General features: G+C 52.8%; 11 protein-coding genes. 7 read left to right on the top strand and 4 right to left on the bottom strand.

The window, feature by feature from the left end; all coding sequences use genetic code 11:
- Window positions 1–30 precede the first annotated feature (30 nt).
- Entirely contained in the window at window positions 31–2,586 is a 2,556-nt protein-coding gene (mrcA, locus tag EB241_RS12815) for a peptidoglycan glycosyltransferase/peptidoglycan DD-transpeptidase MrcA (RefSeq protein ID WP_124233553.1), read from the top strand.
- Window positions 2,587–2,672: 86 nt separating this feature from the next.
- On the opposite strand, the gene nudE is transcribed toward mrcA, so the two are convergent.
- On the bottom strand, window positions 2,673–3,239 hold the full coding sequence (gene nudE / locus EB241_RS12810) for an ADP compounds hydrolase NudE (protein ID WP_124233552.1): 567 nt from the start codon (window positions 3,237–3,239) through the stop codon (window positions 2,673–2,675).
- A 405-nt stretch (window positions 3,240–3,644) separates the two neighbouring features.
- On the opposite strand from nudE, the gene EB241_RS12805 reads away from it, so the two are divergent.
- The 4 genes from EB241_RS12805 (at window position 3,645) to pckA (ending at window position 9,194) form a co-directional block, all read left to right on the top strand.
- Window positions 3,645–5,783: an intracellular growth attenuator family protein gene (locus tag EB241_RS12805; protein WP_124233551.1), complete on the top strand. Its 2,139-nt coding sequence runs from the start codon at window positions 3,645–3,647 to the stop codon at window positions 5,781–5,783.
- Window positions 5,784–5,917: 134 nt separating this feature from the next.
- The gene (gene hslR / locus EB241_RS12800) at window positions 5,918–6,319 is read left to right on the top strand and encodes a ribosome-associated heat shock protein Hsp15 (RefSeq protein WP_124233550.1); all 402 of its coding nucleotides are present in this window, start codon (window positions 5,918–5,920) and stop codon (window positions 6,317–6,319) included.
- A gap of 22 nt (window positions 6,320–6,341) precedes the next feature.
- Window positions 6,342–7,220 carry an Hsp33 family molecular chaperone HslO gene (gene hslO / locus EB241_RS12795; RefSeq protein WP_124233549.1) on the top strand — a complete coding sequence of 293 codons (879 nt, stop codon included), beginning with the start codon at window positions 6,342–6,344 and terminating at the stop codon, window positions 7,218–7,220.
- A gap of 360 nt (window positions 7,221–7,580) precedes the next feature.
- Window positions 7,581–9,194, top strand: coding sequence for a phosphoenolpyruvate carboxykinase (ATP) (pckA, locus tag EB241_RS12790; protein ID WP_124233548.1), 1,614 nt, complete (start codon window positions 7,581–7,583; stop codon window positions 9,192–9,194).
- 244 nt (window positions 9,195–9,438) lie between these two features.
- On the opposite strand, the gene EB241_RS12785 is transcribed toward pckA, so the two are convergent.
- From EB241_RS12785 to ompR, 3 genes are all read right to left on the bottom strand, one after another.
- On the bottom strand, window positions 9,439–9,948 hold the full coding sequence (locus tag EB241_RS12785) for a hypothetical protein (RefSeq protein ID WP_124233547.1): 510 nt from the start codon (window positions 9,946–9,948) through the stop codon (window positions 9,439–9,441).
- Between the two features lie 234 nt (window positions 9,949–10,182).
- Entirely contained in the window at window positions 10,183–11,535 is a 1,353-nt protein-coding gene (gene envZ, locus EB241_RS12780) for a two-component system sensor histidine kinase EnvZ (RefSeq protein ID WP_124233546.1), read from the bottom strand.
- The gene (ompR, locus tag EB241_RS12775) at window positions 11,532–12,251 is read right to left on the bottom strand and encodes an osmolarity response regulator transcription factor OmpR (protein WP_001157751.1); all 720 of its coding nucleotides are present in this window, start codon (window positions 12,249–12,251) and stop codon (window positions 11,532–11,534) included. The genes envZ and ompR overlap by 4 nt, the downstream gene beginning before the upstream one ends.
- A 300-nt stretch (window positions 12,252–12,551) precedes the next feature.
- On the opposite strand from ompR, the gene greB reads away from it, so the two are divergent.
- Both greB and EB241_RS12765 read left to right on the top strand, forming a co-directional pair.
- Window positions 12,552–13,031, top strand: coding sequence for a transcription elongation factor GreB (gene greB, locus EB241_RS12770; protein WP_124233545.1), 480 nt, complete (start codon window positions 12,552–12,554; stop codon window positions 13,029–13,031).
- A 94-nt stretch (window positions 13,032–13,125) separates the two neighbouring features.
- Window positions 13,126–15,462, top strand: a complete 2,337-nt coding sequence (locus tag EB241_RS12765) for a Tex family protein (RefSeq protein ID WP_124233544.1) — start codon at window positions 13,126–13,128, stop codon at window positions 15,460–15,462.
- Window positions 15,463–15,589 lie beyond the last annotated feature (127 nt).

Genomic DNA, 15,589 nt, shown 5'->3' with positions numbered 1-15,589 from the left:
GTCCAGGCGACTTAAAATGGAAAATATCAGGTGAAGTTCGTAAAGTATTTTTTGATCCTTGCACTGTGTTGCATTTTGCTGGGAGCAGGCTCGATCTATGGTCTTTACACTTACATAGAGCCACAGCTGCCCGATGTCACCACGCTGAAAGATGTGCGGCTGCAAACGCCCATGCAGGTTTACAGTGCCGATAATGAGCTGATTGCTCAGTACGGTGAAAAGCGCCGTATTCCTCTGAAATTACAGAAAATGCCGCCGTTGTTAGTGAAGGCGTTTATCGCCACTGAAGACAGCCGCTTCTATGAGCATCATGGGGTTGATCCCATTGGTATTTTCCGTGCAGCAAGTATCGCGATGGTTTCCGGTCATGCTTCGCAGGGTGCAAGCACCATCACCCAGCAGCTGGCCCGTAACTTCTTCCTCAGCCCTGAACGCACGTTAATGCGTAAAATCAAGGAGGCCTTTCTCGCAATACGCATCGAGCAGTTGATGAGCAAGGATGACATTCTTGAGCTGTATCTGAATAAAATCTATCTCGGCTACCGTGCTTATGGCATCGGGGCGGCGGCTCAGGTCTATTTCGGTAAGAATGTCGATGAGCTGTCACTGAGTGAAATGGCGATGATTGCCGGTCTGCCTAAAGCCCCGTCGACGTTTAACCCACTTTACTCGCATGAACGTGCGCTCCAGCGGCGTAATGTGGTGCTGAGCCGTATGCTGGATCAGCATTACATTACCCACTCACAATATGATGAGGCGCGTCTCTCGCCGTTGGTCGCCAATTATCATGCGCCGGTTATCGCTTTTTCTGCACCTTATCTGACTGAAATGGTGCGCCAGGAAATGGTCAAGCGTTATGGCGATAATGCCTACAATGATGGCTTTAAGGTGACCACGACCATTACCCGAAAACTACAGCTGGCGGCACAAAAGTCGGTGCAGGACAACGTGATCAACTATGACATGCGTCATGGCTATCGTGGTCCGGCCAACGTGCTGTGGAAAATCGGTCAGCGTCCCTGGGATCGGAGCGAAATTCTGAAGTCGCTGAAAGCACTCCCGGTTTATGGTCCACTTTTCCCGGCGGTCATTACTGACGCCGAAGGCGATCGGGCCACCGCACTAATGCGTGATGGCAGCAGCGTTACGTTGGGAATGGCCGGCGTGCGTTGGGCGCGGGCTTACAAGTCAGACACCGTTCAGGGCAGCACACCGAGATCGCTGACTGAAGTGGTACAACCCGGTCAACAGGTTTGGGTACGGCAGGTGGCAAGTGACTGGTGGTTGGGCCAGGTGCCTGATGTCAACTCATCCCTGGTTTCTCTCGACCCACATAATGGTGCGGTGCTGGCTTTAGTGGGTGGTTTCGACTTTAATCAGAGTAAATTTAACCGTGCGACTCAGGCGCTGCGTCAGGTCGGTTCGAACATCAAACCGTTCCTGTATACGGCAGCGATGGATCGCGGGCTTACCCTGGCCTCCATTCTTAACGACGTGCCTATCTCTCGCTGGGATGCGGGTGCAGGCTCCGACTGGCGGCCAAAAAACTCGCCACCGACCTATGATGGCCCTATCCGCTTACGCCAGGGACTTGGGCAATCTAAAAACGTGGTGATGGTACGCGCCATGCGTGCGATGGGGGTCGATTACGCTGCGGAGTATCTGCAACGTTTTGGCTTCCCCGCACAAAATATCGTCCATACCGAATCGCTGGCACTGGGTTCCGCCGCCTTTACGCCTTTGCAAATGGTTCGCGGCTATTCGGTGATGGCAAACGGTGGCTTCCTGGTTGACCCGTGGTTCATTAGCAAAATTGAGAATGAGCAGGGCATCACGCTGTTTGAAGAGAAGCCCAAAGTCGCCTGCACGGAATGCAACCTGCCGGTGATCTATGGTGAAACCAAAAAAGCCGTCGCGATGAATGAAGACAGCGTGGAAAATCCGTCAGTTTCACAGGAAGGCAGGAATATTGCCGTTCCCCAGCCACAGTTGGAACAGGTCAGTCGGCAGCAGATGCAGCAGGATGGCCAGCAGCAATATGCTCCACATGTGATTAATACCCCACTCTCTTTTCTGATTAAGAGCGCACTTAACTCTAACATCTTCGGCGAGCCGGGCTGGATGGGGACAGGGTGGCGTGCCAGCCGCGATCTGAAACGTAACGATATTGGTGGTAAAACCGGGACCACTAACAACTCTAAAGACGCATGGTTCTCCGGCTATGGTCCAGGCGTAGTGACGTCGGTCTGGATCGGTTTTGACGATCATCGCCGTGATTTGGGCAGATCCACCGCATCAGGGGTGATTAAGGATCAGATCTCCGGTTATGAAGGTGGCGCAAAAAGTGCACAGCCAGCGTGGGATGATTATATGAAAGTGGCACTGGATGGAGTGCCAGTGCAGCCGCTGACGCCACCTGACGGCGTGGTAACGGTAAACATTGATCGTAGTACGGGCAAACTGGCCAACGGTGGCGGTAACACACGCCAGGAATACTTCATCAATGGTACTCAGCCGACAGAATATTCCGTTCACGACGTTGGAACCACCATCATGGACAATGGACAGAGCCACGAACTGTTCTGATTATCGGCATTCGGGCATACCCCGGTGTTGAAAAAAGGGATGAGGCCACTCTGGCTCATCCCTTTTTCTCTGGCGTTTGGTTAAATTCAGTATTGCGCTCTTCCCTGACTGACCAGCCACTCCCTGACCATAAACAGTGCGCTGATGTTACGCGCCTCACGGAAATCTGGCTCCTGTAATAACGCCAGCAGATTATCCAGCGGCCAACGTCGCTGCGGCAGCGGTTCTGGCTCATCCCCTTCCAGTTTCTCTTCATAGAGTCCTTCAGCAACCATAATATTCATCCGGCTGGAAAAGTAGGAAGGGGCCAGCGTCACCTGCCCCATTAACGCCAGTTTCTCTGCGCCAAACCCGACTTCTTCTTTCAGCTCACGATTTGCCGCGTCGAAAGGCGTTTCCCCTGGATCAATCAACCCTTTAGGAAACCCCAACTCATAGTTTTCCAGCGCCACCGCGTATTCCTGGATCAGGATAAGGTGATCATCGATGATCGGCACGATCATCACCGCCTCCCGCCCTGAAGGTTTCATACGTTCATAAACACGCCGCGCACCGTTGCTAAACTCCAGATCAACGGCTTCAACAGTAAAAAGACGTGAACGTGCGACGGTGTGAATATTAAGGATTTTGGGTTTCTGTAACTGTCTGGTCATAGGGGCCCCAGGGAAAAGCCGAAAATGAGCAAAGTAGCCCACTGGTCAGGGTTTATTTATCGATGATATCCCCATTGCGCGTCAGCCGCACGAAGAAACCCACCATTGCACAAAGCATCTCACATACTTATAGCAAATCAGTCACTTAACAGATGAAATTTTTATAAAAAGTCAATTAAGACTGAATAAAATAGGATTATACCGATACTGATAATGAGCACAGATTGTTAGTATGATTTTTATAAGTCATATATAGTTATTCTAATTTTATGATTTTGTGCGCTATTTTAGTACACACAGTAGATTGCCAGCTCCACCTAAACCCGTCAGAATGCACATACCTAATGTTTACGACAGGCGTTTTCAGCAAAGCTACAGGAGCAAAGTGGCAGGAATGAGGATTGCATGAGCGCAATAGTCATCATATTGGTTGTGATGCTGGCCTGTTCGCTCGGAGCAGGTTGTTTCTTTTGGTACGCTATGCGGCACAGGCCGCCGTTGGCGAAACCACTGCCATTCATTAGTCCCCCTTTCCGCAAGCTCAACAATGATGAGCGTAAAGCCGTCGAAAGCTATATCGACTCGCTTGAAAAACACCGTAAGAGCGTGATACCAAGCGGTGCCAGCAGCACCGCCGATCATCTGGTGTTGAGCTCACAAAGCAGCAACGTTTACCCGGTTACCCGCTCAATTACCCGTTATGGTCTTTCTACCGATGCGCCTTACAAGTGTCGCTATTATCTTGATGCCGTTGAAGTACATCTGCCGCCACTGTGGGAGCAATACATCACCGATGAAAATTTTGTCGAACTGATCAAGACACAAACCATCCCGTTGGTGATCTCCCTTAATGGCCATTCGCTGGTCAACTACGTTTATGAACAACCTTCATTACTACCGGTTGTCAGGGCGGCGGGTCAGAACGCGTCAATCAGAAAAGAAGAAAGCGAAAATATTGAGCTGCTCAGGATACGCAAAGAGACAACGGAGGAGTATGCGCTCCATCGCCCCGATGGTACCCGTGAAGCTTTTGCCATCAACTTCGCCCTGCTGCTGATATTCTTCAGTTTGTGCGGACCGGTGGTGTTGATGACCTGGCTGATGGTAGCCGCAGTTATCATCATGTTACTCAGCTGCTGGTCTCTCTGGCGTCGTCCTGGCGCGAAGGACATGAGGGAGATTCACTGTCTGCGAGGTGCGCCAAAACGCTGGGGGTTGTTTGGTGAATCAAATCAGGGACAGGTGAGTAATATCTCTCTGGGTATTATCGACCTGATCTATCCTGTCCACTGGCAGCCCTACGTTACCAACGATCTTGGCCAGTCGACAGAAGTGGATATCTATCTCAGCCGCCATGTTGTCCGCCAGGGGCGTTTTTTATCGCTTCAGGATGAGGTTCGCCATTTCCCCATCCAGCGCTGGAGAAAAAACATGGTGCTGGCAGCCGGTTCACTTCTGGTACTGCTGCTACTGATTACCTGGATACCGCTGAGTATGCCACTGAAGCTGAGTCTGGCCTGGCTGAAAGGCACGGAAAGCGTCCAGGTGCATTCGGTTAATGATTTGGAAAAAATTTCTCTGCGTATCGGTGACAGTCTCAGGGTAAACGGGGAAGGAATGTGCTCAATTCCCGCTACCTATCAGGGAAATCGTTCCTACGCCTTTATGCCATTTGACTGCTCAGCGATCTACTGGAACAATGCCGCGCCCCTGCCGCAACCACAGTCTGACATTATCGATAAAGCTACCGCATTGCTCACTACCACCAGCCAGCAACTACATCCTCAGAACAACACCGATCAGAAACTGAATCCACAGCTGGCTACTGCCATCCAGAAGTCGGGGATGATCCTTCTTGATAACTTTTCCGACATCGTGATGAGAACCCAGGATCTGTGCAGCCAGGAACAGGATTGTGTCAGACTTAAAAACGCGCTGGTCAACCTTGGCAACGCAAAAGACTGGGAAACACTGGTGCATCGGGCAGGCTCCGGCGCACTGAATGGCATGAATGTGCTGCTACGTCCGGTCAGTGCTGAAGCACTGGAAAACCTGGTCAATACCGCCACGTCATCCTTCTTCTACCGGGAAACGCGCCGCGCTGCGGAAGCACTCAACAGTCCGCCGCCCGGCGGATTTGTGATCCTGAGCGATGAAGGCAAACAGTTAGTGAATCAGCAGGCTCCCAGCGTGTCACTGTTCGACTACAACGCGCCAGACCAATGGCCTGAGTTACAGCGTTTGGCCGGTATATTGCTGCATACATCGTTTTCTGCCAGCGGTATCGTGACCAGTATCACGACGGATGCTAATGGTACTCGTCATATCGCTCTGCATAGTGAACCGGATGTCCTCACTCTGAGCCGCTATCTTGGCAACAGCCTGCTGCTGGTGATCACCGTGCTGAGTTTTATTATCAACAGCCTGCTGGCGTTGAAGCGCATTCACCGTAACCGCATGCGCACCAGCGCCATCCAAAACTACTACGAGAAATGCTTTAGTCAGACCTTAAACAACAGTGAGGGTATTCGTCCCCTGTTCTGAACCAGCCCAAGTGTTATGCTATTTTTAAGGCTGACATACCCTCCCGGACATCTCTGTCTGCCACTCTGGAAAGGTCCTTGATTTCTGGCCTACAACCCACACATAGAGGGTTTCCTGAAAAGGAGCAGCAATGAATGAAAGAGAAACCCATACAGGCAATACGACTTGATAAGTGGCTATGGGCCGCCCGCTTCTATAAAACCCGCTCAACTGCCCGAGAGATGATCGAAGGCGGTAAAGTTCATTACAATGGTCAACGCACCAGGCCGGGAAAAACAGTGGAATTGCAAGCCGAAGTGACATTGCGCCAGGGAAACGACGAAAAAACGGTGATTGTACATGCCCTCAGCGACCAGCGCCGCCCGGCCACAGAAGCACAGCAGATGTACAGTGAAACCGCTGAAAGTATTGAAAAGCGCGAAAAAATAGCGCTGGCACGCACAATAAACGCGTTAAGCATGCCGCATCCCGACCGACGTCCTGATAAAAAAGAGCGGCGCGATCTGTTGAAATTCAAAAATTCTGGCGATGAATAACTCGCCTTAACGAGAGAGAATTATGGCTCAGCAAGACCAAATGCATCGTTACCTGTTTGAAAACCACGCCGTGCGTGGCGAACTGGTTACCGTATCCCAAACCTGGCAGACTGTCATTGACGGTCACGACTATCCGCAGCCGGTTCAGCAGCTGTTGGGCGAGCTGCTGGTCGCCACCAGCCTGCTCACCGCTACGCTGAAATTTGACGGTGACATTACCGTACAGTTACAGGGGGATGGTCCACTAAAGCTTGCGGTTATCAACGGTGACAACCACCAGAAGATGCGCGGTGTGGCACGTTTGCAGGGGGAGATCGCAGCAGGCAGCACGCTAAAACAGATGGTTGGGAATGGTTATCTGGTCATCACCATCTCACCAACACAAGGCGAACGTTATCAGGGCGTGGTCGGTCTGGAGGGTGAGACGCTGGCTGAATGTCTGGAGGACTACTTCATGCGCTCTGAGCAGTTGCCAACCAGGCTGTTTATCCGCACCAGTGATAATGCAGCCAGCCGTGGAGCGGCGGGTATTTTGTTGCAGGTTCTTCCGGCACAGGACGCCAACCCGGAAGATTTTAACCATCTGGCAACACTGACTGAAACCATTAAAGCCGAAGAGCTGCTAAGCCTGCCTGCCAATGACGTGCTGTGGCGCCTTTACCATCAGGAAGACGTCACCGTCTTTGACCCTCAGGATGTCAGCTTCCATTGCACCTGTTCACAGGAGCGTTGTGGTGAAGTGCTGCGCACGCTGGCAGCGGAAGAGGTTGATCAGATCATTGCGGAAGACGGCCAGATTGATATGCACTGCGACTATTGCGGCAGTCACCACATTTTTGATGCGGTCGATATCGCAGCAATCCGCAACGACTCTACGGGTGGAAACAATCAGGTCCATTAATATTTCGACGTCATCAGCCTCACCGAGCGTCTGATGACGTCGATTTTTCACCTGGCGCTTATGCTCCGCAGCCACTGTTTCTGATGGGTTAAGACAGCCGTCGTGGTTCTGATAAAAGACCATTCATCGGCTGACGTAACCCCTTTTCGCACAGAATAATCTGATAAGATTAAGTTTTACTTACAGATTTACGTTCTGCTTCTCATTTTTGTTGCTTACCTCTTTCCCTTTCGTTATGTAAGTGTAAACTGCGCGCGATCATATTCTCCCTTTGCCGCTGGCAGACAGCGCATCTTCATTAACAGGCAGCCATCTCAATTAAACTCAGTGGCAGAACAGAGTTAAAAAAGGAGCAGTACTATGCGTGACCTGACCCCGCAAGACCTCGTGGCTTATGGCATCACAGATACGGTTGAGATTATCCATAATCCTGATTTCAACACCCTCTGGCAGGAAGAAACCCGCCCGGAACTGCAAGGGTATGAGCGCGGCACCGTTACCCAGTCAGGCGCGGTGGCTGTCGACACCGGGATCTTCACCGGCCGTTCGCCAAAAGATAAATATATCGTTCGTGACGATACCACGCGTGACACGCTCTGGTGGAACGATCAGGGTAAAGGCAAAAACGACAATCAACCTCTGTCACAGGAGACCTGGCAGCAGCTAAAGTCTCTGGTCACGGCGCAACTTTCTCACAAACGCCTGTTTGTGGTCGACGCCTGGTGCGGTGCCAACCCGGACACCCGACTCTGCGTGCGTTTTATTACCGAAGTGGCCTGGCAGGCCCATTTCGTTAAAAACATGTTTATCCGCCCTGATGCAGAGGCGCTGGCTACGTTTGAACCTGATTTTATCGTGATGAATGGCGCCAAATGCACCAATCCACACTGGCAAAAGCAGGGGCTGCATTCGGAGAACTTTGTTGCCTTTAATTTAACTGAACGCATCCAGTTAATTGGTGGGACCTGGTACGGCGGCGAGATGAAGAAAGGGTTGTTCGCTATCATGAACTATCTTCTGCCGCTCAAGGGCATTGCCTCAATGCACTGCTCGGCCAATGTCGGCCCGGCAGGCGATGTTGCCGTCTTCTTCGGTCTCTCCGGCACGGGAAAAACCACCCTCTCAACCGATCCACTGCGTCAGCTGATTGGCGATGACGAGCATGGCTGGGATGATGACGGCGTATTTAACTTTGAGGGTGGCTGCTACGCCAAAACCATCAAGCTGTCTGAACAGGCAGAGCCGGAAATTTATCATGCTATCCGCCACAATGCTCTGCTGGAAAACGTGGTAGTAAGAGCCGATGGTTCGGTGGACTATGATGACGGCGGCAAAACCGAAAACACCCGTGTGTCTTACCCGATCGATCATATTGAGAATATCGTTAAACCGGTGTCGAAGGCTGGCCACGCCCGTAAGGTCATTTTCCTGACCGCTGATGCTTTCGGCGTTCTGCCGCCGGTTTCACGTCTGACACCGGACCAGACACAGTATCACTTTCTTTCGGGCTTCACCGCCAAGCTGGCAGGCACCGAGCGGGGCGTCACCGAACCCACACCGACCTTCTCCGCCTGTTTCGGCGCTGCCTTTCTGACGCTGCATCCCACACAGTATGCCGAAGTGCTGGTGAAAAGAATGGAAGCGGCAGGCGCTAAAGCGTATCTGGTCAACACCGGCTGGAACGGCAGTGGTAAGCGTATTTCGCTCAGGGACACCAGAGCCATTATCAACGCCATCCTTAACGACGATATTGACGATGCACAAACCGTCACGCTGCCGATATTTAATCTGGCAATGCCTACGGCGCTGCCGGGCGTTGACAGTGCAATCCTCGACCCGCGTAACACCTACGCAGATCCTGCAAAATGGCAAGAGAAAGCACAGGAGCTGGCACGACTGTTTATCACCAACTTTGATAAATATACGGATACGCCAGCCGGGGAAGCGCTGATACCTGCCGGCCCTCAGCTGTAATCGCCTTTGATTAACAGAGCGTCATCCAAACACCCGATGACGCCTGTTCTCTTTCAACAATGTAACCTGTCTCAGGACATCCGCAACGAATCATGGGAGCTATTGCTGTCAGTAGGATCATCGCTGGGCTCAATATGCACTCTTTGCACCTTATCATTGAAACTGAAAGATTTTTTTTAAGGGCTGCGCTGACGATCTGCTGACTGCGTTGGTTAATGCTGCTTCTCCTGAACCTGCCTTTACTTTAAGCACTTTTGATGGGCTGTCCTTCACCCGCCATCGCAGATTGCCGCTTTTCAAACGCGATTTTCAGCCCTTTTTGTTGCGGCTGTCCTTCACCCGCCATCGCAGATTGCCGCTTTTCAAACGCGATTTTCAGTCCTTTTTGTTGCGGCTGTCCTTCACCCGCCATCGCAGATTGCCGCTTTTCAAACGCGATTTTCAGTCCTTTTTGTTGCGGCGGTGCTTCACCCGCCATCGCAGATTGCCGCTTTTCAAACGCGATTTTCAGCCCTTTTTGTTGCGGCTGTCCTTCACCCGCCATCGCAGATTGCCGCTTTTCAAACGCGATTTTCAGCCCTTTTTGTTGTGGCGGTGCTTCACCCGCCATCGTAGATTGCCGCTTTTCAAACGCGATTTTCAGCCCTTTTTGTTGCGGCTGTGCTTCACCCGCCATCGCAGATTGCCGCTTTTCAAACGCGATTTTCAGTCCTTTTTGCCTTGTTTGCTTAACCTGGCCTGGCTGATTGGACACATTTTTAAATTTATTCAGAACTGAGTCTGGCGGTCTACCGTTACTGGATTTTTTTGCATTAGCAGGGGGGACTGAGTGTAAAAGAAGTGTGTAATCGGATGATATTTTCATCATAAAATGCCTCTCAATCGAATTTGAGGGATTTTATCGTCGAATCCCGTATTATTTCTGTCAGAAAAAAGCAAAACATGAACCCTGTCCCCCCGCCTCCGCTAAGATCTGGCAGGCGAGCATTTATCCCGTGGTGGCCGACACTGAGGCAACAACCGCTGGCAACGGCAGGTAAGCACGGATACGTAACCCTCCCCGTTCACTTTCTCCCATCTCAAGCGTCCCCTGATGGGCATCAATAATACGCTGAACAATGGCCAGACCCAGCCCGGTTCCACTGGTGCTGCGAGCGCTGTCCCCCCGCACAAAAGGCTGAAAGAGGTGTTTCAGCTGGTCCGGCGCTATGCCGGGTCCATCATCCTCTACCTGGAACCAGGCACGCTCCTGCTCGCTGCCGCTACTGACTTTGATCCAGCCATTGCCATAACGGGCAGCGTTCACCACCATATTGGCGGCGGCACGCTTAATCGACAACGGATTAATATCCAGCATCAGCTCGGCAGGCATTACCGCATTTTCGATTTCACGCTCATAGCCACTTTCAGCCGCGACCACTTCACCCAGCACGCCATTAAGATCCGCCCTTTCCGTCTGCATCTCCTGGCCAGTGCGCAGATAATCAATGAACTGTTCAATGATGGCATTGCACTCCTCAATATCTTTATTGATCGACTCGGCCAGGTAACCGTCTTCCTGCGACATCATCTCTGTCGCCAGCCGGATACGCGTTAGCGGTGTACGCAGATCGTGGCTGACGCCGGCCATCAGCAGCGTGCGATCATCAGCGAGTTGCTTGACTCCAGCGGCCATCTGATTGAAGGCGCGGGTCACTGAACGCACTTCTGATGCGCCATATTCGCGCAGGGGCGGCGGAATAATGCCTTTGCCCACCTGCACAGCGGCATGTTCCAGCTCCACCAGCGGCCGGTTCTGAATACGGATAAACAGCCACGCCCCGCCAATCGCCAGCAGCATAATCGCCAGCGTATAACGGAACAACGGCGAGAAGTCACCCTGATGAATTTCCGTCAGCGGCACACGTACCCAGATATCCGGCGACAGCCAGGTTTTCAGCCAGACCACCGGTGAGTTTTTATTGACCTCAACGCGAACATCAGTCGGCCCCCCCAGCTGCTGTGCCATCTGCTGGCTGAGAAACTCATAATGTTGTGCCCAGCGTAGTCCGCTCTCTTCCGCCGCTGCATTGGTATACAGCGAAATTCCCAGCTCGCGATAAATCTCACGGCGAAACGCCGGTGGCACCTCAAGTTGCGTGCCGTCTTCCAGCTGTAATCGATCGGTCATCAGCATACGCACTTCGTATGCCAGTACTTTGTTAAACTGTTGCAGGCTGGGCAGAATGGCAAAGTTCAGTACCACCAGATAGGTGGTGACCAGGCTGACAAACAACAGCGTAATGATCAGCAGCAGCGTACGGGCAAACGAGCTGCGGGGAGAGAAGCGGATCCGCCTCATGCCTTGCTGCCGTCCGGTACGAATACGTAACCCAGTCCCCAGACGGTCTGGATATAACGTGGATGCGCCGGATCTTCCTCCACCATGCGACGCAGGCGGGAGATCTGCACATCAATAGAACGCTCCATCGCGCTGTATTCACGGCCACGCGCCAGATTCATCAGCTTGTCACGGGAGAGAGGCTCACGCGGGTGGCTCACCAGCGCTTTCAGCACGGCAAATTCACCGCTGGTCAGCGGCATCGGCTCATCTTCACGGAACATTTCACGCGTACCGAGATTCAGCTTGAACTTACCAAAGGCAATCACCGCTTCTTCCTGAGAAGGAGCGCCAGGCAGCTCATTTGCCTGACGGCGAAGCACCGCACGGATACGGGCCAGCAGCTCGCGTGGGTTAAATGGTTTAGGAATGTAGTCATCTGCCCCAATTTCCAGCCCGACGATGCGATCCACCTCTTCACCTTTCGCCGTCACCATAATGATCGGCATTGGGTTGCTCTGGCTACGCAGACGACGGCAGATAGACAACCCGTCTTCGCCGGGCAACATCAAATCCAGCACCATCAGGTGGAAAGATTCACGGGTCAGCAGGCGGTCCATCTGCTCGGCGTTAGCCACGCTACGCACCTGAAAGCCCTGTTCGGTCAGATAACGCTCCAGCAGGGCGCGCAAACGCATGTCGTCATCCACCACCAGAATTTTGTAGTTCTCTTGCATGTCGATACTCCCAAGGGCGCAATTGCCTGAACGAACATTTTTAAAAAAGCTGCCTGAATGTAACAGCCAATAATGGTTTATATTCTAGCCGAAATTGTTACAAAGCATATTAAACAGCAGGTTATCTTTAATATCACCTTAAAAACCGGCGCTGATCCACAGGACTGACGTCGCGTTTGATATCGAATAGTGATGACAAACAAGCAGTAACGATAGTCAGAAAAAATACGGTTCGATTTGCATCACCGTGCGCTTAACAACAAAATAGCGTCAGCATTCCGGCGTAAGAAATGAGCACAAATGAAAACAACACTGATCACCCGCGAAGGATACGACAAGCTGAAACACGAGCTGGACTTTCTCTGGCGTGAGGAGCGACCGGAAGTGACCAAAAAAGTCACCTGGGCCGCCAGTCTTGGCGACCGCAGTGAAAACGCAGACTACCAGTACAACAAAAAGCGCCTGCGCGAAATTGACCGCCGCGTGCGTTATCTCACCAAATGCCTTGAGCAGTTGCGTATTGTCGATTACTCGCCGCAGCAGGATGGCAAAGTGTTTTTTGGTGCCTGGGTTGAGGTGGAAAACGATGACGGCGAAATTAAACGCTTTCGTATCGTTGGCTATGACGAAATTTTTGGCCGCAAAGATTACATTTCCATCGACTCACCGATGGCCCGTGCGCTACTGAAAAAGGCCATCGGTGACGTGGCAACCGTCCATACACCGGCAGGCATTGCGGTCTGGTATATCAATGAAATTAACTACGTCACCCCTTCCTGAAACGATGGTTAATACGCATTGAGCTGCCCGACCGCTGGAAATTGTCGCCTGCAATCCGTATAACTGTCCGCTGTTCTTAGCTACCAAGTAACCGATGATGAAAGATTCGCTGAGCCACATAATTGCAGGTGAGTTGCAGGCACGAACAGAACAGGTTGATGCCGCTGTTCGTCTGCTGGATGAAGGGAATACCGTGCCGTTTATCGCACGTTATCGTAAAGAGGTCACCGGCGGTCTGGACGACACCCAGCTACGCCAGCTGGAAACGCGCCTGAGCTACCTCAGGGAGCTGTCCGAACGCCGCCAGTCGATTCTCAAATCGATTGATGAGCAGGGCAAGCTGAACGACGAGCTGGCTAATGCCATCCGCAGTACCCTGAGTAAAACCGAACTGGAAGATCTCTACCTGCCTTACAAACCCAAACGCCGTACCCGTGGCCAGATTGCGATTGAAGCCGGTCTGGAACCGCTGGCAGACACGCTCTGGCAGGAGCCATCGCACCAACCGGAAGCGCTGGCCGCCACCTTCGTTAATGCGGAAAAAGGCGTTGCCGACACGAAAGCCGCCCTCGACGGCGCACGCTATATCCTGATGGAACGCTTCGCAGAGGATGCCGGCCTGCTGGCAAAAGTCCGTGAATACCTGTGGAAAAATGCTCACCTGGTTTCCCGCGTGCTGGAAGGTAAGGAAGAAGAAGGGGCGAAATTCCGTGATTACTTTGATCATCACGAAGCGCTCTCTTCCGTGCCGTCACACCGTGCGCTGGCGATGTTCCGCGGCCGCAATGAAGGCGTGTTGCAGCTGTCGCTCAATGCCGATCCACAGTTTGACGAACCGCCGCGTGAAAGCCACGGCGAACAGATCATTGCTGACCATCTTAGCCTGCGGCTGAACAATGCCCCGGCTGACGCCTGGCGCAAAGCTGTAGTGAGCTGGACCTGGCGTATTAAGGTAATGCTTCATCTTGAAACCGAACTGATGGGTACCGTGCGTGAGCGGGCAGAGGATGAAGCAATCAATGTCTTCGCCCGCAACCTGCACGATTTGCTGATGGCGGCACCGGCAGGAATGCGCGCGACGATGGGACTCGATCCTGGCCTGCGCACCGGGGTGAAAGTGGCGGTAGTGGATGCCACCGGCAAGCTGGTCGCCACCGACACTATTTACCCCCATACCGGCCAGGCTGCCAAAGCCGCCGCCGCCGTGGCGGCACTCTGTACCCAACATCAGGTTGAACTGGTGGCAATTGGCAACGGCACCGCCTCACGTGAGACGGAGCGCTTTTTCCTTGATGTGCAGAAACAATTTCCACAGATAAAGGCCCAGAAAGTGATCGTCAGCGAAGCCGGGGCCTCCGTATACTCCGCCTCGGAGCTGGCCGCGCTTGAATTTCCTGACCTTGACGTGTCAATTCGCGGTGCCGTCTCCATTGCCCGCCGCTTGCAGGACCCGCTCTCTGAGCTGGTGAAAATCGATCCGAAGTCCATCGGCGTGGGTCAGTATCAGCATGATGTCAGCCAGAGCCAGCTGGCGAAAAAGCTGGATGCGGTGGTGGAAGATTGCGTGAATGGTGTGGGTGTCGATCTGAATACCGCTTCAGTGCCACTGCTGACCCGCGTTGCCGGACTGAGCAAAATGATCGCCCAGAATATTGTCAGCTGGCGTGATGAGCATGGTCGCTTTCAGGATCGCCAGCAATTACTGAACGTCAGCCGCCTGGGGCCAAAAGCGTTTGAACAGTGCGCCGGTTTCCTGCGCATCAACCACGGCGATAACCCGCTTGATGCATCGACCGTGCACCCCGAAGCCTATCCGGTGGTAGAGCGTATCCTGGCAGCCACCCGGCAGGCACTGACTCAGCTGATGGGTAATCCTTCTGAACTGCGTAACCTGCGCGCCGTGGACTTTACCGATGAGCGCTTTGGTGTTCCCACCGTCACCGATATCATCAAAGAGCTGGAAAAGCCTGGCCGCGATCCCCGCCCGGAGTTCAAAACCGCTCAGTTCGCTGAAGGCATTGAAACCATGAACGATTTGCTTCCCGGCATGGTGCTGGAGGGCGCCGTCACCAACGTGACCAACTTTGGTGCCTTTGTTGATATTGGCGTGCATCAGGATGGTCTGGTGCACATCTCGTCCCTGTCAGACAAGTTTGTTGACGACCCGCATAAAGTGGTCAAAGCGGGAGATATCGTCAAGGTGAAGGTGATGGAAGTGGATTTGCAGCGTAAACGCATTGCGCTGACCATGCGCCTTGATGAACAGCCGGGTGAAACCAACGCCCGTCGCAATGGCAACGCCAACGCTGCCCCCCGTGATAACCAGCGAGCGCCTCAGGGCAAAGCGCGCCCGCGTCCGGCAGCCTCACAGCCTGCTGGCAACAGCGCTATGGGCGATGCGCTGGCCGCCGCATTTGGCAAAAAACGTTAATCGTCAGCGGAGCGGATCGCCCGCTCCGCTCCTTTTACGTACCCGGTAAACTTGTCCTGTATCAACCTGAGCAAGAATCATTCTCATTATAATCACCTGTGTTGACAATAATAGTCGGTGAAAATAC

The sequence above is a fragment of the Erwinia psidii genome (genome assembly GCF_003846135.1).
Lineage (GTDB): Bacteria > Pseudomonadota > Gammaproteobacteria > Enterobacterales > Enterobacteriaceae > Erwinia > Erwinia psidii.
The sequence above is the reverse complement of the archived record's forward strand: the minus strand, read 5'-3'. Positions and strand labels throughout refer to the sequence as shown.